The 20,025-nt window shown below is 53.4% G+C and carries 17 protein-coding genes; 13 read left to right on the top strand and 4 right to left on the bottom strand.

The window, feature by feature from the left end; all coding sequences use genetic code 11:
• The first annotated feature begins 85 nt into the window (after window positions 1-85).
• Both degP and IM290_RS16910 read left to right on the top strand, forming a co-directional pair.
• Window positions 86-1,519 (top strand): serine endoprotease DegP, encoded by a 1,434-nt coding sequence (gene degP / locus IM290_RS16915; protein ID WP_015572718.1) that lies wholly within the window; start codon window positions 86-88, stop codon window positions 1,517-1,519.
• A gap of 146 nt (window positions 1,520-1,665) precedes the next feature.
• Window positions 1,666-2,823: a CdaR family transcriptional regulator gene (locus IM290_RS16910; protein WP_003856217.1), complete on the top strand. Its 1,158-nt coding sequence runs from the start codon at window positions 1,666-1,668 to the stop codon at window positions 2,821-2,823.
• An 89-nt stretch (window positions 2,824-2,912) separates the two neighbouring features.
• Here IM290_RS16910 and IM290_RS16905 read toward each other — a convergent pair whose 3' ends face one another.
• From IM290_RS16905 to map, 4 genes are all read right to left on the bottom strand, one after another.
• Entirely contained in the window at window positions 2,913-3,302 is a 390-nt protein-coding gene (locus tag IM290_RS16905; protein ID WP_015572719.1) for a DUF3461 family protein, read from the bottom strand.
• A 111-nt stretch (window positions 3,303-3,413) separates the two neighbouring features.
• Entirely contained in the window at window positions 3,414-4,238 is an 825-nt protein-coding gene (gene dapD, locus IM290_RS16900) for a 2,3,4,5-tetrahydropyridine-2,6-dicarboxylate N-succinyltransferase (protein ID WP_003856214.1), read from the bottom strand.
• Window positions 4,239-4,270: 32 nt separating this feature from the next.
• A complete protein-coding gene (gene glnD / locus IM290_RS16895) occupies window positions 4,271-6,946 on the bottom strand; it encodes a bifunctional uridylyltransferase/uridylyl-removing protein GlnD (RefSeq protein WP_032666890.1) in 2,676 nt (891 codons plus the stop codon).
• Between the two features lie 62 nt (window positions 6,947-7,008).
• Entirely contained in the window at window positions 7,009-7,803 is a 795-nt protein-coding gene (gene map, locus IM290_RS16890; RefSeq protein ID WP_032652626.1) for a type I methionyl aminopeptidase, read from the bottom strand.
• Between the two features lie 321 nt (window positions 7,804-8,124).
• Here map and rpsB point away from each other — a divergent pair, with 321 nt between their 5' ends.
• From rpsB to lpxD, 11 genes are all read left to right on the top strand, one after another.
• A complete protein-coding gene (gene rpsB, locus IM290_RS16885) occupies window positions 8,125-8,850 on the top strand; it encodes a 30S ribosomal protein S2 (protein WP_003856207.1) in 726 nt (241 codons plus the stop codon).
• Window positions 8,851-8,967: 117 nt separating this feature from the next.
• The gene (gene tsf / locus IM290_RS16880) at window positions 8,968-9,819 is read left to right on the top strand and encodes a translation elongation factor Ts (protein WP_015572722.1); all 852 of its coding nucleotides are present in this window, start codon (window positions 8,968-8,970) and stop codon (window positions 9,817-9,819) included.
• Between the two features lie 149 nt (window positions 9,820-9,968).
• Window positions 9,969-10,694: a UMP kinase gene (gene pyrH, locus IM290_RS16875; protein ID WP_002889306.1), complete on the top strand. Its 726-nt coding sequence runs from the start codon at window positions 9,969-9,971 to the stop codon at window positions 10,692-10,694.
• A gap of 167 nt (window positions 10,695-10,861) precedes the next feature.
• Complete coding sequence (gene frr, locus IM290_RS16870; RefSeq protein ID WP_017383739.1) at window positions 10,862-11,419, top strand: ribosome recycling factor; 558 nt, start codon at window positions 10,862-10,864, stop codon at window positions 11,417-11,419.
• Window positions 11,420-11,511: 92 nt separating this feature from the next.
• Window positions 11,512-12,711 carry a 1-deoxy-D-xylulose-5-phosphate reductoisomerase gene (ispC, locus tag IM290_RS16865; RefSeq protein ID WP_015572723.1) on the top strand — a complete coding sequence of 400 codons (1,200 nt, stop codon included), beginning with the start codon at window positions 11,512-11,514 and terminating at the stop codon, window positions 12,709-12,711.
• Between the two features lie 185 nt (window positions 12,712-12,896).
• Complete coding sequence (gene ispU, locus IM290_RS16860; protein ID WP_003856176.1) at window positions 12,897-13,655, top strand: (2E,6E)-farnesyl-diphosphate-specific ditrans,polycis-undecaprenyl-diphosphate synthase; 759 nt, start codon at window positions 12,897-12,899, stop codon at window positions 13,653-13,655.
• A gap of 12 nt (window positions 13,656-13,667) precedes the next feature.
• Window positions 13,668-14,525 carry a phosphatidate cytidylyltransferase gene (cdsA, locus tag IM290_RS16855; RefSeq protein WP_003856175.1) on the top strand — a complete coding sequence of 286 codons (858 nt, stop codon included), beginning with the start codon at window positions 13,668-13,670 and terminating at the stop codon, window positions 14,523-14,525.
• A gap of 11 nt (window positions 14,526-14,536) precedes the next feature.
• Entirely contained in the window at window positions 14,537-15,889 is a 1,353-nt protein-coding gene (rseP, locus tag IM290_RS16850) for a sigma E protease regulator RseP (RefSeq protein WP_023303108.1), read from the top strand.
• A gap of 31 nt (window positions 15,890-15,920) precedes the next feature.
• On the top strand, window positions 15,921-18,338 hold the full coding sequence (bamA, locus tag IM290_RS16845) for an outer membrane protein assembly factor BamA (protein WP_003856172.1): 2,418 nt from the start codon (window positions 15,921-15,923) through the stop codon (window positions 18,336-18,338).
• Between the two features lie 123 nt (window positions 18,339-18,461).
• Complete coding sequence (gene skp / locus IM290_RS16840; protein ID WP_006810039.1) at window positions 18,462-18,956, top strand: molecular chaperone Skp; 495 nt, start codon at window positions 18,462-18,464, stop codon at window positions 18,954-18,956.
• A 3-nt stretch (window positions 18,957-18,959) separates the two neighbouring features.
• Window positions 18,960-19,985 (top strand): UDP-3-O-(3-hydroxymyristoyl)glucosamine N-acyltransferase, encoded by a 1,026-nt coding sequence (gene lpxD, locus IM290_RS16835; protein WP_015572726.1) that lies wholly within the window; start codon window positions 18,960-18,962, stop codon window positions 19,983-19,985.
• The last annotated feature ends 40 nt before the right edge of the window (window positions 19,986-20,025 follow it).

Raw genomic sequence — 20,025 nt, 5'->3', positions numbered from 1 at the left:
AACTTAATCCCGGAACTAAGCGGTATAAAACGAATCTGAGTTACACAGCAATTTTGCGTTATCTGGTAAATCGAGATTGAGAAACATGAAAAAAACCACATTAGCAATGAGTGCACTGGCTCTGAGTTTAGGTTTAGCGCTGTCCCCTCTGGCGATGGCGGCCGAGACAGCTTCCTCGGCAGCGACTGCGCAGCAGATGCCAAGCCTGGCCCCGATGCTCGAAAAAGTGATGCCATCGGTGGTGAGTATTAACGTTGAGGGCAGCACGACCGTCAATACGCCGCGTATGCCGCGTAATTTCCAGCAGTTCTTCGGCGACAATTCGCCATTCTGCCAGGACGGTTCGCCATTCCAGAGTTCTCCGTTCTGTCAGGGTGGCGGCGCAGGGGATGACGGTCAGGGCGGCGGCCAGCAGCAGAAATTCATGGCACTCGGCTCGGGCGTTATTATTGATGCAGCGAAAGGCTACGTGGTGACCAATAACCACGTGGTAGATAATGCTAACACCATTAAGGTGCAGATGAGCGATGGCCGTAAATTCGATGCCAAAGTGGTCGGTAAAGACCCGCGCTCTGATATCGCGCTGATTCAAATCCAGGATCCGAAGAACCTGACGGCGATTAAGCTTGCCGACTCTGACGCGCTGCGCGTGGGTGACTACACCGTCGCCATCGGTAACCCGTTTGGTCTGGGTGAAACCGTGACCTCGGGTATCGTCTCTGCGCTGGGACGTAGCGGCCTGAACGCGGAAAACTATGAAAACTTCATCCAGACGGATGCGGCCATTAACCGCGGTAACTCCGGCGGTGCGCTGGTTAACCTGAACGGTGAGCTGATCGGTATCAACACCGCTATCCTGGCACCGGACGGTGGCAACATCGGTATCGGCTTTGCTATCCCGAGCAACATGGTGAAAAACCTGACTGCGCAGATGGTGCAATATGGACAGGTGAAACGCGGTGAGCTGGGGATCATGGGTACCGAACTGAACTCCGAGCTGGCGAAAGCGATGAAAGTGGACGCTCAGCGCGGCGCATTCGTAAGCCAGGTCATGCCGAACTCTTCGGCGGCTAAAGCCGGCATTAAAGCGGGTGACGTGATCACCTCTCTGAACGGTAAGCCGATCAGCAGCTTTGCCGCCCTGCGTGCGGAAGTTGGTTCTATGCCAATCGGCAGTAAAGTGACCCTCGGCCTGCTGCGTGAAGGTAAGCCGGTTAACGTGAGCCTGGAACTGCAACAGAGCAGTCAGAATCAGGTCGATTCCAGCACCATCTTCAGCGGTATTGAAGGTGCTGAAATGAGCAACAAAGGGGCAGATAAAGGCGTGGTGGTGAACAACGTGAAAGCGAACTCACCTGCTGCCCGTATCGGCCTGAAAAAAGGTGATGTGATCATGGGCGCTAACCAGCAGCCGGTGAAAAACATCGCTGAACTGCGCAAAATTCTCGACAGCAAGCCGTCCGTGCTGGCACTGAATATTCAGCGTGGTGATACCTCTATTTATCTCCTGATGCAGTAATCTTCTTAAGCCCCTGTTCGCAGGGGCTTTCTCTTTTCTGTGACCTTTCCCACAACTCCATACATCTCTCTCTGCCTTTGGGCATCTGCACAATGCAGCCTTAGCTGAACTTCCCTATGCTTGAGCTCTGCTCACGGGAGGGTTATATGGCTGGCTGGCATCTTGATACCAAAATGGCGCAGGATATCGTGGCGCGAACCATGCGCATCATCGATACCAATATCAACGTAATGGATGCCCGTGGGCGCATTATCGGCAGTGGCGATCGTGAGCGTATTGGGGAATTGCACGAAGGGGCGTTGCTGGTGCTCTCTCAGGGGCGCGTGGTCGATATCGATGACGCCGTGGCGAAACATCTCCACGGGGTCCGTCAGGGGATCAACCTGCCGCTGCGTCTGGAAGGAGAGATTGTTGGCGTTATCGGTCTGACCGGCGATCCTGAATCGCTGCGTAAATACGGCGAGCTGGTCTGCATGACGGCGGAGATGATGCTGGAGCAGTCGCGTCTGATGCATCTGCTCGCCCAGGACAGCCGCTTGCGTGAAGAGCTGGTGATGAATTTGATTCAGGCGGAGGAGCACACGCCTGCCCTGAGCGAATGGGCGCAGCGTCTGGGTATCGACCTGAATCAGCCGCGCGTAGTCGCCGTTATTGAGGTGGATAGCGGCCAGCTTGGTGTGGACAGCGCCATGGTGGAGCTACAGCAGCTGCAAAACATGCTGGCGACGCCGGAGCGTAACAACCTGGTGGCGATTGTCTCTTTGACGGAAATGGTGGTGCTCAAGCCTGCGCTTAATCAGTTTGGTCGCTGGGACGCGGAAGATCATCGTCGCCGCGTTGAGCTGCTCATCGAGCGCATGAAGGAGAACGGACAGCTCCGTTTTCGCGTCGCGCTGGGAAATTACTTTACCGGGCCGGGAAGTATTGCCCGTTCATGGCGAACGGCGCGCACCACCATGATGGTGGGTAAACAGCGCATGCCGGAGAGCCGCAGTTATTTCTATCAGGATCTGATGCTGCCGGTCCTGCTCGACAGCCTGCGCGGCGGCTGGCAGGCCAACGAGCTGGCGCGTCCGCTGGTGCGTCTGAAAGCGATGGACAACAACGGGCTGCTGCGCCGCACGTTGCAGGCGTGGTTCCGGCATAACGTGCAGCCGCTGGCAACGTCAAAAGCGCTGTTTATTCACCGTAATACGCTGGAGTATCGGCTTAACCGGATCTCGGAACTGACGGGGCTGGATTTAGGGAATTTTGACGACCGGCTACTGCTGTATGTGGCGTTGCAGCTGGATGAACAGAGATGATGCTGTTTGCCGGGTGGCGGCTTCGCCTTACCCGGCCTACATGCGTTCGTAGGCCCGGTAAGCGAAGCGCCACCGGGCAATAAAACGGCTCATTTGTTACGCGTCAATTTCTCAAGATCCGCTTCAATCTCGCTGATCTTATTGGTGACTACGCTTTCCAGGTGACGCAGGTCGTCAAGGATCTTACGTTTCAGATCGACTTCGCTGCGATCGCGCTGGCAGATTTGATCGAGTTCGTCGATCACGTAGCGCAGGTTAGGGCTGATTTCCTGTACTTCTTTATATCCCTGACCGATACCGTCAGCGACAACGGTCTTACGCTGGCGAGGGTATTTAAACTTCACGCTTTTGGCGAAGAACTCTCCTTTGTCCTTGTGAAAATAGATTTTCAAAATATCGTTATTGGCTTCCTGACGGAGACTATAACGATCAATTTCATCAGGATTGGTAATGCCCAGACTTTTCAGATTATCGTACATAGCGGTACCCTTGATCTCAACATAACCTATGAATAATTAACGAAAAAATCTATTTTCGCCACCTTCGGATATAAAAAAAGCGGGGTTGCCCCCGCTTTTTGTTATACCCGATTAATCGATGGTGCGCAGCAGTTCATTGATGCCCACTTTACCGCGCGTTTTTGCGTCCACTTTTTTCACGATGACCGCGCAATACAGGCTGTATTTGCCATCTTTAGACGGCAGGTTGCCGGAAACCACAACGGAACCAGCTGGAACGCGGCCGTAGTGAATTTCACCGGTTTCGCGATCGTAAATACGGGTGCTCTGGCCAATATAAACGCCCATGGAGATCACAGAACCTTCTTCGACGATCACGCCTTCAACCACTTCGGAACGTGCGCCGATGAAGCAGTTGTCTTCGATGATGGTTGGGTTAGCCTGAAGTGGCTCAAGAACGCCACCGATGCCCACACCGCCGGACAGGTGAACGTTTTTACCGATCTGCGCGCAGGAGCCGACGGTAGCCCAGGTGTCCACCATGGTGCCTTCGTCAACGTAGGCGCCGATGTTCACGTAGGATGGCATCAGCACGGTGTTGCGTGCGATGAAGGCACCCTGACGAACGGCCGCCGGTGGTACTACGCGGAAGCCCTCTTTCTGGAAGCGCGCTTCGTCGTAATCCGCAAATTTCATTGGCACTTTATCGAAGTAGCGGCTTTCTGCTCCGTCGATAACCTGGTTATCGTTGATGCGGAAAGAGAGCAGCACAGCTTTCTTCAGCCATTGATGAGTAACCCACTGACCGTCGATTTTTTCTGCCACGCGCAGCGCGCCGGAATCCAGCAGGGAAATAACCTGGTTTACCGCTTCACGGGTCACGGTATCCACATTTGCCGGAGTGATGTCGGCGCGACGCTCAAAAGCGGACTCAATAACGTTCTGTAACTGCTGCATTGTTTACTCTTTCCATTTCACTAAAAAACACGTCACCCTTTATCGTTTGGATTGAGGGCTGCTGTCAACCGTTGTTGCACTTCAAGTTGCAGGTCATTATTAAGGGCACGCCGGTCGGCCGTCGCGATTATAAATAAATCTTCTACTCGTTCGCCAATGGTTGTAATTCGGGCGCCGTGAAGCGAAATTCCCAGATCGGCAAAAACCTGACCGACGCGGGCGAGCAGCCCTGGCTGGTCGAGCGCAATCAGCTCAAGGAACGATTTACGGTCGGTATGGGTTGGCAGGAAATTGACCTCGGTATCGACGGTAAAGTGGCGCAGTTTTGCCGCCTGACGACGCGGCTGCGGAGGTTGCCAGCTGCGCTGCGTAATCGCCTGCTCGAGGCCAAAGCGTATCCCCTCATGCCTGTCCGACGACAGCGGGCTGCCGTCCGGCTCCAGCACAATAAAGGTGTCCATCGCCATGCCGTCGCGGGTGGTAAAAATCTGCGCGTCGTGAACGCTCAGGTTACGCCTGTCCAGCTCGGCACAGACCGCTGCAAACAAATAAGGCCGGTCCGGGCTCCAGATAAAGATCTCCGTCCCGCCGCGCGTGGCCTGTGGGCTGAGCAGAATCATCGGTTTTGTCAGGTCGTGCTTCAGCAGATGCCGGGCGTGCCAGGCAAGCTGGTTTGGGCTGTGGCGCACAAAGTAGTTGGCGCGACAGCGCGCCCAAATCTGATGCAACGCCTCTTCGTTGATGTTATCCATGCGCAGCAGGGCCAGCGCCTGCAACTGATGGTGGCGTACACGCTCGCGCATGTCGGGGGTGTTCTGCATCCCGCGACGCAGCTGTTTTTCGGTGGCGAAGTAGAGTTCGCGCAGCAGGCTCTGCTTCCAGCTGTTCCACAGGGTTTCGTTGGTGGCGCAGATATCGGCTACCGTCAGGCAGACCAGGTAGCGCAGGCGGTTCTCCGTTTGCACTTCCTCGGCGAACTGCTTGATCACTTCCGGATCCTGAATATCACGACGCTGAGCGGTAACTGACATCAGCAGATGATGGCGAACCAGCCAGGCGATAAGCTGCGTTTCACGCGAGTTCAGGCCGTGCAGCTCGGCAAATTTCAGCACGTCCTGGGCACCGAGCACGGAGTGGTCGCCGCCGCGACCTTTGGCGATATCATGGAACAGGGCGGCGATCAGGATCAGCTCCGGGTGCGCCAGACGTGGCCACAGATCAACGCACAGCGGATGGCGGGAGCGCGTCTCTTCTTTAGCGAAGCTTTCCAGCTTCAGCATGACGCGGATCGTGTGCTCATCTACCGTATAGGCGTGAAACAGGTCGAACTGCATCTGCCCGACAATATGCGACCACTGGGGCATATAGGCCCACAATACGCTGTGACGGTGCATCGGCAGCAGACCGCGGCTGACGGCGCCCGGATGACGAAGCATGCTCAGGAACAGCGAGCGCGCCTCCGGGATGTAACACAGCGGCTGCTTCAGATGGCGTCGTGCATGGCGCAGATGACGCAGGGTGGTGGAGTAGATCCCGGTGATCGTGCTGTTGCGCACCATGGTGTAGAACATTCGCAGGATCGCTTCCGGTTCACGAATGAACAACGTTTCGTCGCGCAGATCGATAAGCGTGCCGCGCAGCTGAAATTCGTCATCAATCGGACGCGGTTTTTCGTCTGCCGTCAGCGCGAGGATCGCCTCATCGAACAGCTGTAACAGCATCTGGTTGAGCTCAGAGACGCGGCGGGTGACGCGGAAGAAATCCTTCATCATTTGCTCGACCGGCTCGTTGCCCTCGCCCTGGTAATTCAGGCGCTGCGCCACGCTGAGCTGTCGGTCAAACAGCAGGCGGTTATCGTAGCGGGTGACTTCCAGGTGCAGGGCAAAACGGATGCGCCACAGCAGATGCAGACACTCATTGAGTTCGTTACGTTCGGCTTCGGTCAGAAAACCAAACCCGACCATTTCGTCCAGCGATGTTGCCCCAAAATGGCGACGGGCGACCCATTGCAGGGTGTGGATATCGCGCAGGCCACCGGGGCTGCTTTTAATATCCGGTTCGAGATTATAGCTGGTACCGTGATAGCGCTGGTGGCGCTGGTTTTGTTCTTCGACTTTCGCGGCGAAGAATTTTTCCGAAGGCCAGAAGCCGTCGCTAAAGATGTGCTTTTGCAGTTCGAGGAACAGCGCCACGTCGCCAATCAGCAGGCGGGTTTCAATCAGGTTGGTGGCGACGGTCAGGTCAGATAACCCTTCCAGCAGACACTCTTCCAGCGTGCGTACGCTGTGGCCCACTTCCAGCTTTACGTCCCAGAGCAGGGTCAACAGTTCACCGATTTTCTGCGCCCGATCGTCCGGCAGTTTTTTACGGCTTAAGATCAGCAGGTCTATATCAGAGAGCGGATGCAGTTCACCCCGGCCATAGCCGCCGACCGCAACCAGCGCGACGTCGCTCACCTGTCCGAAACCGTAGTCGATCCACAGACGTTGCAGGAGCTGGTCGATAAATTCGGTGCGCGCTTCAATGAGCTGCTCGGCTGAAACGCCTGCGTCAAATGCGTTACCCAGCCAGCGATGGAAAACCTCCATGTGGGCTTTGATATGCGCGCAGGTCAGCTCATGTGGTGGCCAGACGCCCGGGTTATCAGGCTGGTCGGGGAGGGTGGGAAGTGCTGTGTTAGCATACTGTTCGGGTAAGAGATTACTCATCGTGCGCCACCCATAAGAAAAAGCTATCGCCATTAAAAAAGCCGGCATTCGCCGGCTTCTTATCACTCAATGTTCGTCAGTATCGCCGGGATGGTGTCATCCTTGCGCAACGTCATAATTTCGCAGCCGTTGTCTGTAACCACAATAGTATGCTCGTACTGGGCAGACAAGCTTCTGTCTTTGGTTTTTACCGTCCAGCCATCTTTCATGGTACGGATGCGGTAATCACCCGCGTTGACCATTGGTTCGATAGTGAAGGTCATGCCCTTTTGCAGCACTACGCCGCCGTCGTCTGCATCGTAGTGCAGAACCTGCGGTTCTTCATGGAACACACGACCAATACCGTGACCGCAATATTCGCGCACCACGGAGAAACCTTCCGCTTCCACAAATTTCTGGATTGCGGCGCCGATGGTGCGCAGGCGGATGCCCGGCTTCACCATTTTCAGCGCCAGGTAGAGGCTCTCTTGCGTCACTTTGCACAGACGCTCGCCCAGAATCGTCGGCTTGCCAACGATGAACATCTTAGAGGTGTCGCCGTGGTACTCGTCTTTAATCACGGTAACGTCGATGTTGACGATGTCGCCATCTTTCAGCAGTTTTTCGTTGTCCGGAATGCCGTGGCAAACCACTTCATTAATAGAGATGCAGACGGATTTCGGGAAACCGTGATAGCCAAGGCAGGCGGAGACCGCGTGCTGCTCGTTGACGATATAGTCGTTACAGATGCGATCCAGTTCGCCAGTGCTGACGCCCGGTTTCACAAACGGCTCGATCATTTCCAGCACGTCCGCGGCCAGACGACCGGCGACGCGCATCTTTTCAATTTCTTCAGGTGTCTTAATAGAGATAGCCATGTAATCTGTCCATCGGTGTCGATTTTTTCGACAATACTAGTGTAAGTGTTGTCAATGGTATCAGTCAGGCGCACCCCGTGCCAAATTGAGAATCATTAACAGCACACTCCGCCAACAATTATTGGTTTCTGGCCGTGTTTTGTGATATAAAGCGCGCCGGACTTCCGATCCATCTCAGATACACAGGCTGGACGGGAGCGACAAATCTCACTTTGTGTAACAACACACACGTATCGGCACATATTCCGGGGTGCCCTTCGGGGTCGGTAATATGGGATACGTGGAGGCATAACCCCAACTTTCAATATAGAGGTTTTAAACATGGCAACTGTTTCCATGCGCGACATGCTCAAGGCTGGTGTTCACTTCGGTCACCAGACCCGTTACTGGAACCCGAAAATGAAGCCTTTCATCTTCGGCGCACGTAACAAAGTTCACATCATCAACCTTGAGAAGACTGTACCAATGTTCAACGAAGCCCTGGCTGAGCTGAACAAGATCTCTTCCCGTAAAGGTAAGATTCTGTTCGTTGGTACTAAGCGCGCTGCAAGCGAAGCTGTGAAAGATGCTGCTAACAGCTGCGACCAGTTCTTCGTGAACCATCGCTGGTTGGGCGGCATGCTGACCAACTGGAAAACTGTTCGTCAGTCCATCAAGCGCCTGAAAGATCTGGAAACCCAGTCTCAGGACGGTACTTTCGATAAGCTGACTAAGAAAGAAGCGCTGATGCGTACTCGTGAACTGGACAAGCTGGAAAACAGCCTGGGCGGTATCAAAGATATGGGCGGCCTGCCAGACGCGCTGTTCGTAATCGATGCAGACCACGAGCACATCGCAATCAAAGAAGCTAACAACCTGGGTATCCCGGTATTCGCTATCGTTGATACCAACTCCGATCCGGACGGTGTTGACTTCGTTATCCCGGGTAACGACGACGCAATCCGTGCTGTTAGCCTGTACCTGAGCGCTGTAGCTGCTACCGTTCGTGAAGGCCGTTCCCAGGATCTGGCTTCTCAGGCGGAAGAAAGCTTCGTAGAAGCTGAATAATAAGGTTTTACCCCTTATTAGTACCGTGTATGAATAGGGGCCCATTATCGGCCCCTTTTTTCAATTTATACTGTTTGGCTCCCGGCCGGGCAGTTCACATCTCCCGAGGATTTAAGAATGGCTGAAATTACCGCATCCCTGGTAAAAGAGCTGCGTGAACGTACTGGCGCAGGCATGATGGATTGCAAAAAAGCGCTGACCGAAGCGAACGGCGACATCGAGCTGGCAATCGAAAACATGCGTAAATCCGGTGCGATCAAAGCAGCTAAGAAAGCAGGCAACGTTGCTGCTGACGGCGTGATCATCACCAAAATCGACGGCAACTACGGCATCATTCTGGAAGTTAACTGCCAGACTGACTTCGTTGCTAAAGATGCTGGTTTCCAGGCATTTGCTAACAAAGTTCTGGACGCAGCGGTTGCAGGCAAAATCACTGACGTTGAAGTTCTGAAAGCACAGTTCGAAGAAGAGCGTGTAGCGCTGGTTGCTAAAATCGGTGAGAACATCAACATCCGTCGCGTTTCTTCCCTGGAAGGCGATGTTCTGGGCTCTTACCAGCACGGCGCGCGTATCGGTGTTCTGGTTGCGGCTAAAGGCGCTGACGAAGAGCTGGTTAAACAGCTGGCAATGCACATCGCTGCAAGCAAACCAGAATTCGTTAAGCCAGAAGACGTGTCTGCTGAAGTGGTAGAGAAAGAGTACCAGGTTCAGCTGGACATCGCGATGCAGTCTGGTAAGCCAAAAGAAATCGCAGAGAAAATGGTTGAAGGCCGCATGAAGAAATTCACCGGCGAAGTTTCTCTGACTGGCCAGCCTTTCGTAATGGATCCAAGCAAGTCTGTTGCTCAGCTGCTGAAAGAGCACAACGCTGATGTAACTGGCTTCATCCGCTTCGAAGTGGGCGAAGGCATCGAGAAAGTTGAGACTGACTTCGCAGCAGAAGTTGCTGCAATGTCCAAGCAGTCTTAATGATTGAAAAGGAGCCGCCTGAGGGCGGCTTCTTTTTGTCACCCGTCTCACGAAATCAGACAGGCTCCAGTATCGCTGTGCTGATTTGCGACATATCATGTCGCCAGAATTAACCCCATCTTAATCGTTGACAGTCTCAGGAAAGAAACATGGCTACCAATGCAAAACCCGTGTACAAACGCATTCTGCTTAAGCTGAGTGGCGAAGCGCTGCAAGGATCGGAAGGCTTCGGTATTGACGCAAGCATCCTTGATCGCATGGCACAGGAAATCAAAGAACTGGTCGAACTGGGTATTCAGGTTGGCGTGGTCATTGGCGGTGGCAACCTTTTCCGTGGTGCTGGTCTGGCGAAAGCGGGGATGAACCGCGTAGTGGGCGACCACATGGGTATGCTGGCAACCGTGATGAATGGCCTGGCGATGCGTGATGCGCTTCATCGCGCCTATGTGAACGCTCGCCTGATGTCCGCTATTCCTTTGAATGGCGTATGCGATAACTACAGCTGGGCAGAGGCCATCAGCCTGCTGCGCAACAACCGCGTGGTGATCCTCTCCGCCGGTACGGGTAACCCGTTCTTTACCACCGATTCCGCAGCCTGTCTGCGCGGTATCGAAATCGAAGCCGATGTGGTGCTGAAAGCGACCAAAGTAGATGGCGTGTTTACTGCCGACCCGGCAAAAGATCCTTCAGCGACCATGTACGATCAGCTGACCTACAGCGAAGTGCTGGAAAAAGAGCTGAAAGTGATGGATCTTGCCGCCTTTACGCTGGCTCGTGACCACAAACTACCGATCCGTGTCTTCAACATGAACAAGCCTGGCGCGCTGCGTCGCGTTGTTATGGGCGAAAAAGAAGGCACTTTGATCACGGAATAATTTCCGTCGGCGATAAATACAGGTAAGATTCCGCTTTATTTCGACGTGGTATCTTACCCGGGCGCGCCTTTGGCGTTGTCATGAATTAAACGCGACTATACTTAGCACACCTGTAGCGCTGTGCTGGCGGATAGTCTGCCTGAGACAAGTTTTCAAGGATCCGTAACGTGATTAACGACATCAGAAAAGATGCTGAAGTACGCATGGAAAAATGCGTAGAAGCGTTCAAAAACCAAATCAGCAAAATCCGTACTGGCCGTGCTTCCCCAAGCCTGCTGGATGGCATCATCGTAGAATATTACGGTACGCCAACGCCTCTGCGTCAGCTGGCGAGCGTGACGGTAGAAGATACCCGTACCCTGAAAATCAACGTGTTCGACCGCTCAATGAGCCCGGCCGTTGAAAAAGCGATCATGGCATCTGACCTGGGTCTGAACCCGAGCTCAGCCGGCGCGGATATTCGCGTTCCACTGCCTCCGCTGACGGAAGAGCGTCGTAAGGACCTGATCAAAGTAGTTCGTGGTGAAGCTGAGCAGGGTCGTGTTTCCGTACGTAACGTGCGTCGCGATGCGAACGATAAAGTGAAAGCCCTGCTGAAAGAAAAAGAGATCAGCGAAGACGACGATCGTCGTTCTCAGGACGACATTCAGAAAATGACCGACGCGGCCATCAAGAAAATTGATGCGGCGCTGGCAGAAAAAGAAGCGGAACTGATGCAGTTCTGATTTTCGCTGTACACTGATAAACGCCGTTCAGAAGGACATTGAGTCTTGCTGGCGGCGTTTTGCTTTTATCTGGTCTAACTTTTGGGCATCTCATGAAGCATCTCACTCTCCTCGGCTCGACCGGCTCTATCGGTTGCAGCACTCTCGACGTTGTACGTCATAATCCTGACAGCTACACCGTGGCCGCGCTTGTGGCCGGAAAAAACGTGCAGCGAATGGTCGAACAGTGCCTGGAGTTTACCCCCCGTTTTGCGGTGATGGATGACGAAGAGAGCGCCCGCCAGGTGAAAGCGCTGTTGCAGGAGAAGGGCTGCCGTACCGAGGTACTCAGCGGGCAACAGGCGGCGTGCGATATGGCCGCGCTTGATGAAGTTGATCAGGTCATGGCGGCAATCGTCGGGGCGGCGGGTCTTCTGCCGACGCTTGCCGCTATTGATGCGGGTAAAGATGTCCTGCTTGCGAACAAAGAGTCGCTGGTCACCTGCGGACGCCTCTTTATGGAAGCGGTAAAACAGCGTGGGGCGCGTCTTTTGCCGGTCGATAGCGAACACAACGCGATTTTTCAGAGTTTACCTCAACCTTTTCAACAAAACCTGGGGTACGCTGACCTGGAGCAGAATGGCGTTGTGTCGATTCTGCTTACCGGGTCTGGTGGCCCGTTCCGTGAAACGCCACTGTCTGAATTGAGCGCAATGACGCCGGATCAGGCGTGTCGTCATCCGAACTGGTCAATGGGGCGTAAGATCTCCGTCGATTCGGCCACCATGATGAACAAAGGTCTGGAATACATTGAAGCTCGCTGGCTGTTCAATGCGTCGGCGAAACAGATGGAAGTGCTGATCCACCCGCAGTCGGTGATTCACTCGATGGTGCGCTATCAGGACGGCAGCGTGCTGGCCCAGCTGGGCGAACCGGATATGCGTACGCCTATTGCTCATACGATGGCGTGGCCAAACCGCGTAAAATCGGGCGTTAAGCCTCTCGATTTTTGTAAGCTGAGTTCACTGACGTTTAGCGAGCCTGATTACGACCGTTATCCCTGTCTGAAACTGGCGATGACGGCCTTCGATCAGGGGCAGGCGGCGACAACGGCGCTTAATGCAGCCAATGAAGTGACCGTTGAAGCATTCCTGAATCAGCAGATCCGCTTTACTGACATCGCCGCGTTGAATTTATCCGTGCTGGAGATAATGGATTTGCGTGAGCCGCAGAGCGTGGAAGAGGTGCTGGCCGTGGATGAACAGGCACGCATTGTTGCGCGTAAACAGGTGACACGTCTCGCAAGCTGGTGATAAAGCAAGCACTAGTCGTCGTGCTATTTGTTAGCGTTGGGCTTCAGTGATATAGTCTGCGCCACCTGATCGCAGGTATTTGGCTTTAAGTGGTCAGGTAAGCCGTGGTTTGACACGGCTTTTTTATGTATAGGCTTCAGTATTCCTGTGTACCGTTAAATCCTTTCAGGGACTAAAAACGCGTTATGTTGTCTGCGAATCAACCAATAAGCGAAAACTTGCCAGCACATGGCTGTCGCCATGTTGCAATCATCATGGATGGCAATGGCCGCTGGGCGAAAAGACAAGGGAAGATACGAGCCTTTGGGCATAAAGCTGGGGCGAAATCTGTTCGCCGCGCCGTCTCTTTTGCCGCCAATAACGGCATTGATGCGTTAACGCTCTATGCTTTTAGCAGTGAGAACTGGAATCGACCTGCGCAGGAAGTGACTGCGTTGATGGAACTGTTCGTGTGGGCGCTCGATAGTGAAGTAAAAAGCCTGCACCGCCACAACGTCCGCTTGCGTATTATTGGCGAAACCAGTCGTTTTAACTCACGTTTGCAGGAACGGATTCGCAAAGCAGAAGCGCTGACGGAAAATAATACCGGCCTGACGCTCAATATCGCGGCGAATTACGGCGGACGCTGGGATATTATCCAGGGGGTTCGGCATTTGGCTGAGCAGGTTCAGGAAGGGCTGTTAAGACCCGACCAGATTGATGAAGAGGCGCTGAGTCAGCAAATCTGCATGAATGAACTGGCACCCGTGGATTTGGTTATAAGGACAGGGGGGGAACATCGCATAAGTAACTTTTTGCTGTGGCAAATTGCCTACGCCGAACTTTACTTTACGGATGTTCTTTGGCCAGATTTTGATGAACAAGACTTTGAAGGTGCGCTGCATGCCTTTGCCAATCGAGAGCGTCGTTTCGGCGGCACCGAGCCTGGTGGCGATAACGCCTGATGGGGGTAGCTTTTGCTGAAGTATCGCCTGATTTCCGCTTTTGTATTAATACCCGTCGTCATCGCAGCGCTGTTTTTACTGCCTCCGGTGGGATTCGCTATTGTTACGCTGGTGGTGTGTATGCTCGCCGCGTGGGAATGGGGGCAGCTTAGCGGCTTTACCTCGCGCACTCAGCGGGTATGGCTGGCGGTACTCTGTGGTTTTTTACTGGCCCTGATGCTGTATACCTTGCCTGAATATCATCATGATGTTCACCAGCCGCTGGTTGCCGGATCCTTATGGATATCGCTGGCCTGGTGGATTGCTGCGCTTGTTTTAGTGCTTTTCTATCCGGGCTCTGCGGCGATCTGGCGTAACTCTAAAGTGTTGCGCCTTATTTTTGGTCTGCTCACGATTGTTCCGTTTTTCTGGGGTATGGTTGCGTTGCGCGCCTGGCACTATGACGAAAACCACTACAGCGGCGCGATATGGCTGCTTTATGTGATGATTCTCGTCTGGGGGGCTGACTCCGGGGCCTATATGTTTGGTAAACTGTTCGGCAAACATAAACTGGCGCCAAAGGTTTCTCCGGGCAAAACCTGGCAAGGCTTCATCGGCGGCCTGTTTACGGCAGCGATTATCTCCTGGGGCTATGGCGTCTGGGCGAATCTTGAGGTTGCCCCCTCGACGCTGCTGGTATGTTCGATTTTCGCGGCGCTGGCATCGGTGCTGGGTGATTTAACCGAGAGTATGTTTAAGCGTGAAGCAGGGATTAAGGACAGTGGTCACCTGATTCCAGGACATGGCGGAATACTGGATCGCATTGACAGCCTTACCGCGGCTGTTCCCGTATTTGCTTGCCTGCTTTTACTGGTGTTTGGGACGATATAACGGAAGGTTTTATGCTGAGCATTCTCTGGAATCTGGCGGCGTTCATTGTTGCACTGGGTGTACTGATTACCGTGCATGAATTTGGCCATTTCTGGGTTGCCCGGCGCTGTGGTGTGCGGGTGGAGCGATTCTCGATTGGCTTTGGCAAATCGCTCTGGAAGCGCACCGATAAGCATGGCACCGAGTTTGTCATTGCTCTGATTCCCCTGGGCGGCTATGTCAAAATGCTCGACGAACGCGTTGAGCCTGTCGCCCCGGAACTTCGCCATAGCGCGTTTAACAATAAAACTGTTGGACAACGTGCTGCCATCATCGCTGCCGGCCCGGTAGCCAATTTCATCTTCGCTATCTTCGCTTACTGGCTGGTGTTTATCATCGGCGTGCCTGGCGTGCGCCCGGTCGTGGGCGAAATCACTACGGGTTCTATTGCGGCAACGGCGCAAATTACACCGGGAATGGAACTTAAAGCGATTGATGGTATCGAAACCCCTGATTGGGATGCCGTGAGGTTACAACTGGTTGCCAAAATTGGTGATGAGCAGACAACCGTCAGCGTATCGCCATTTGGTTCCGACCAGCGGCAGGAAAAAGTGCTGGATTTACGCCACTGGCGCTTTGAGCCAGACAAAGAGGACCCTGTCGCCGCACTCGGGATTCGACCGCGCGGCGCGCAGATCGAGCCGGTATTAGCCGAAGTACAGGCCAAATCGGCAGCGAGTAAAGCAGGTTTACAAGCGGGTGACAGGATCGTTAAAGTCGATGGTCAGCCATTAACACAATGGATGACCTTTGTTACTCTGGTGCGCGATAATCCAGGCAAGCCGCTCGCGCTGGAAGTGGAAAGGCAGGGGAGTTCGCTCTCACTGACTCTCACCCCGGATACCAAATCGGGCGGCGGTAAGGCGGAAGGGTTTGCAGGCGTTGTGCCGAAAGTGATCCCACTGCCAGATGAGTACAAGACAATACGCCAGTATGGGCCGTTTAGCGCCATCGTTGAGGCCACGGATAAAACATGGCAGCTGATGAAGCTTACGGTCAACATGTTGGGGAAATTGATAACCGGTGATGTGAAACTGAACAACCTCAGTGGGCCAATTTCGATTGCTCAGGGGGCTGGGATGTCAGCGGAGTTCGGGGTGATTTACTATCTCATGTTCCTTGCGCTGATTAGCGTGAACCTGGGGATAATCAACCTGTTCCCGCTTCCCGTATTAGATGGGGGCCATCTGCTGTTTTTAGCGATTGAAAAGCTAAAAGGCGGACCGGTATCCGAGCGAGTTCAAGACTTTAGTTATCGCATTGGCTCGATTTTGCTGGTGCTGTTAATGGGGCTTGCACTTTTCAATGATTTCTCTCGGTTGTAAGAGAGTTAGTTAGGAAGAACGCATAATAACGATGGCGATGAAAAAGTTGCTCATAGCGTCGCTGCTGTTTAGCAGCGCGACCGTATACGGTGCTGACGGGTTCGTAGTGAAAGATATTCATTTCGAAGGCCTTCAGCGTGTCGCCGTTGGTGCGGCCCTCCTCAGTATGCCTGTGCGCCCCGGCGATACGGTTAATGATGAAGATATCAGTAACACCATCCGTGCTCTGTTTGCCACTGGCAACTTTGAGGACGTCCGCGTCCTGCGCGATGGTGATACGCTGGTGGTTCAGGTAAAAGAACGTCCAACGATTGCCAGCATCACTTTCTCCGGTAACAAATCGGTGAAAGACGACATGCTCAAGCAGAACCTTGAGGCATCGGGTGTTCGTGTGGGGGAATCTCTGGACCGCACAACCCTTGCAGACATTGAAAAAGGTCTGGAAGATTTCTACTACAGCGTCGGTAAATACAGCGCGAGCGTTAAAGCGGTTGTTACACCGCTGCCACGTAACCGTGTTGACCTGAAACTGGTCTTCCAGGAAGGTGTTTCTGCGAAGATCCAGCAGATCAACATCGTGGGCAACCACGCGTTCAGCACCGACGAACTGATCTCCAACTTCCAGCTGCGTGACGAAGTGCCGTGGTGGAACGTGGTAGGCGATCGTAAATACCAGAAACAGAAACTGGCGGGTGACCTTGAAACCCTGCGCAGCTACTATCTGGATCGCGGTTACGCCCGTTTCAACATCGATTCAACTCAGGTGAGTCTGACTCCGGACAAGAAAGGTATCTACATTACCGTTAACATCACAGAAGGCGATAAGTACACGCTTTCGGGTGTTGAAGTCAGCGGCAACCTGGCAGGACATTCAGCTGAAATTGAATCTCTGACCAAAATTCAGCCGGGCGATCTGTACAGCGGATCTAAAGTCACCAAAATGGAAGACAGCATTAAGAAGCTGCTCGGCCGTTATGGTTATGCGTATCCGCGTGTGCAAACGCAGCCGGAAATTAACGACACGGATAAAACCGTTAAGCTGCACGTTAACGTTGATGCGGGCAACCGCTTCTACGTGCGTAAGATCCGCTTCGAAGGTAACGATACCTCTAAAGACTCCGTTCTGCGCCGTGAAATGCGCCAGATGGAAGGGGCATGGCTGGGAAGCGATCTGGTAGATCAGGGTAAAGAGCGTCTGAACCGTCTGGGCTACTTTGAAACGGTCGATACCGATACTCAGCGTGTACCAGGTCGTCCGGATCAGGTTGATGTTGTTTATAAAGTTAAAGAACGTAATACCGGTAGCTTCAACTTCGGTATTGGTTACGGTACTGAAAGTGGCGTTAGCTTCCAGGTCGGTGTTCAGCAGGATAACTGGCTGGGTACGGGCTACTCTGTCGGTATCAACGGGACGAAAAACGACTACCAGACCTACTCTGAGTTCTCCGTTACCAACCCATACTTCACCGTCGACGGTGTAAGCCTGGGCGGTCGTATCTTCTATAACGACTTTAAAGCGGACGACGCGGACCTCTCCTCGTATACCAACAAGAGTTACGGTCTGGATGGTACGCTCGGCTTCCCGGTTAACGAATACAACACCTTGCGCGCAGGTTTAGGGTACGTGCATAACGACCTGTCCAACATGCAACCGCAGGTGGCGATGTGGCGTTACCTGGACTCCATCGGTCAGTCGGCGAGTACGTCCAGCGATGATAACGGTTTCGCCGCGGATGACTTCACCTTCAACTACGGTTGGACCTACAACCGTCTTGACCGTGGCTACTTCCCGACGGAAGGTTCACGCGTCAACCTGAACGGTAAAGTGACTATCCCGGGCTCGGATAACGAGTTCTACAAGGTCACGCTGGATACAGCGTCCTACTTCCCAATTGATGAAGATCACAAGTGGGTTGTTCTGGGTCGTACCCGTTGGGGTTATGGTGACGGTATTGGAAGCAAAGAACTGCCGTTCTATGAAAACTTCTACGCCGGTGGTTCAAGCACCGTGCGTGGCTTCCAGTCCAATAACATTGGTCCGAAAGCGGTTTATTACGGCGGTAATGACGAAGATAACTGCGCAAGCCGTGATCCTAAGCAAGTATGTAGCTCTGATGACGCAGTAGGTGGTAACGCTATGGCCGTGGCGAGCCTCGAGTTCATCACGCCTACGCCGTTTATCAGTGATAAGTATGCGAACTCCGTGCGTACCTCCTTCTTTATGGATGCAGGTACGGTGTGGGACACCAACTGGGAGAACACCGCCCAGATGCGTGCGGCGGGGGTTCCGGACTACAGCGATCCGAGCAACATTCGCATGTCCGCAGGTATCGCATTACAATGGATGTCACCGCTGGGGCCGTTGGTCTTCTCTTACGCCCAGCCGTTTAAGAAATACGATGGAGACAAAGCGGAGCAGTTCCAGTTTAACATTGGTAAAACCTGGTAATAATCCGCTGCAATGGAATGCGTTGGCAGTGTAGCGCTGACAACCGGCGATCGGTAACACGGTCGCCTTGCCACGCAAAGAACGGTACCCCTCGGGTGCCAATGGGATGGTAAGGAGTTAATTGTGAAAAAGTGGTTATTAGCTGCAGGTCTCGGTTTAGCGATGGCAACTTCTGCTCAGGCAGCGGATAAAATTGCAATCGTCAACATGGGTAATTTGTTCCAGCAGGTTGCACAGAAAACCGGTGTTTCTGCAACGCTGGAAAACGAATTCAAAGGCCGTGCGAGCGAACTGCAACGTATGGAAGGTGATCTTCAGTCCAAGATGCAGCGTCTTCAGCGTGATGGTTCTACCATGAAAGCGAGCGAGCGCAGCAAACTGGAAAAAGACGTCATGTCTCAGCGCCAGACCTTCTCTCAGAAAGCACAGGCTTTCGAGCAGGATCGTCAGCGTCGTTCTAACGAAGAGCGTGGCAAACTGGTGACGCGTATTCAGTCTGCCGTTAAAGCAGTAGCAGCCGATCAGAGCATCGATCTGGTTGTTGATGCGAACGCCGTTGCATTCAACAGCAGCGATGTTAAAGACATCACCGCTGATGTTCTGAAACAGGTTAAATAAGTAATGCCTTCAATTCGACTGGCTGATTTAGCTCAGCAGTTGGATGCAGAATTACACGGTGATGGCGATATCGTCATCACCGCTGTTGCGTCCATGCAATCTGCTAAAGCAGGCACTATTACCTTCATGGTAAGCCCTAAGTACCGTGAACACCTGGCCCAGTGCCAGGCGTCTGCCGTTGTGCTGACGCAGGACGATCTTCCGTTTGCCACTAGCGCTGCACTGGTAGTGAAAAATCCCTACCTGACCTATGCGCGCATGGCCCAAATTCTTGATACCACGCCGCAGCCGGCACAGAACATTGCAGCCAGTGCTGCGATTGATCCGACGGCTCAGCTGGGTAACAACGTATCAGTCGGCGCAAACGCCGTTATCGAATCCGGCGTTGTTTTGGGTGATAACGTGGTGATTGGCCCTGGCTGCTTTGTTGGAAAAAATACGAAAATTGGCGCAGGGTCTCGTCTGTGGGCCAATGTCTCTGTCTACCATGAGGTTGAGATTGGCGAGAATTGTCTCGTACAGTCCAGCACGGTGATTGGTTCTGACGGATTTGGTTACGCCAACGATCGGGGTAACTGGGTTAAGATCCCTCAGCTGGGTCGCGTGATTATCGGCGATCGTGTGGAGATCGGCGCTTGTACAACTATCGACCGCGGTGCGCTTGACGACACCATTATTGGTAACGGTGTTATCATAGACAACCAGTGCCAGATTGCACATAACGTTGTGATTGGCGACAATACCGCAGTTGCGGGTGGTGTTATCATGGCAGGCAGCCTGAAAATTGGCCGTTACTGCATGATTGGCGGTGCCAGCGTGATCAATGGCCATATGGAAATATGCGACAAAGTCACGGTGACGGGGATGGGTATGGTGATGCGTCCAATCACTGAGCCTGGCGTTTATTCCTCAGGTATTCCGCTGCAACCGAACAAGGTCTGGCGTAAAACAGCTGCACTGGTGATGAATATTGATGATATGAGCAAGCGACTCAAAGCGATTGAGCGCAAAATCGATCAACAAGACTAAGCGTTCATCCGTTTAACGCTAAATTTCCCGGCCTGTCGGC

It is taken from the genome of Enterobacter cloacae complex sp. S1, assembly GCF_014930525.1.
Taxonomy (GTDB): Bacteria; Pseudomonadota; Gammaproteobacteria; order Enterobacterales; family Enterobacteriaceae; genus Enterobacter; species Enterobacter hormaechei_C.
The sequence above is the reverse complement of the archived record's forward strand: the minus strand, read 5'-3'. Positions and strand labels throughout refer to the sequence as shown.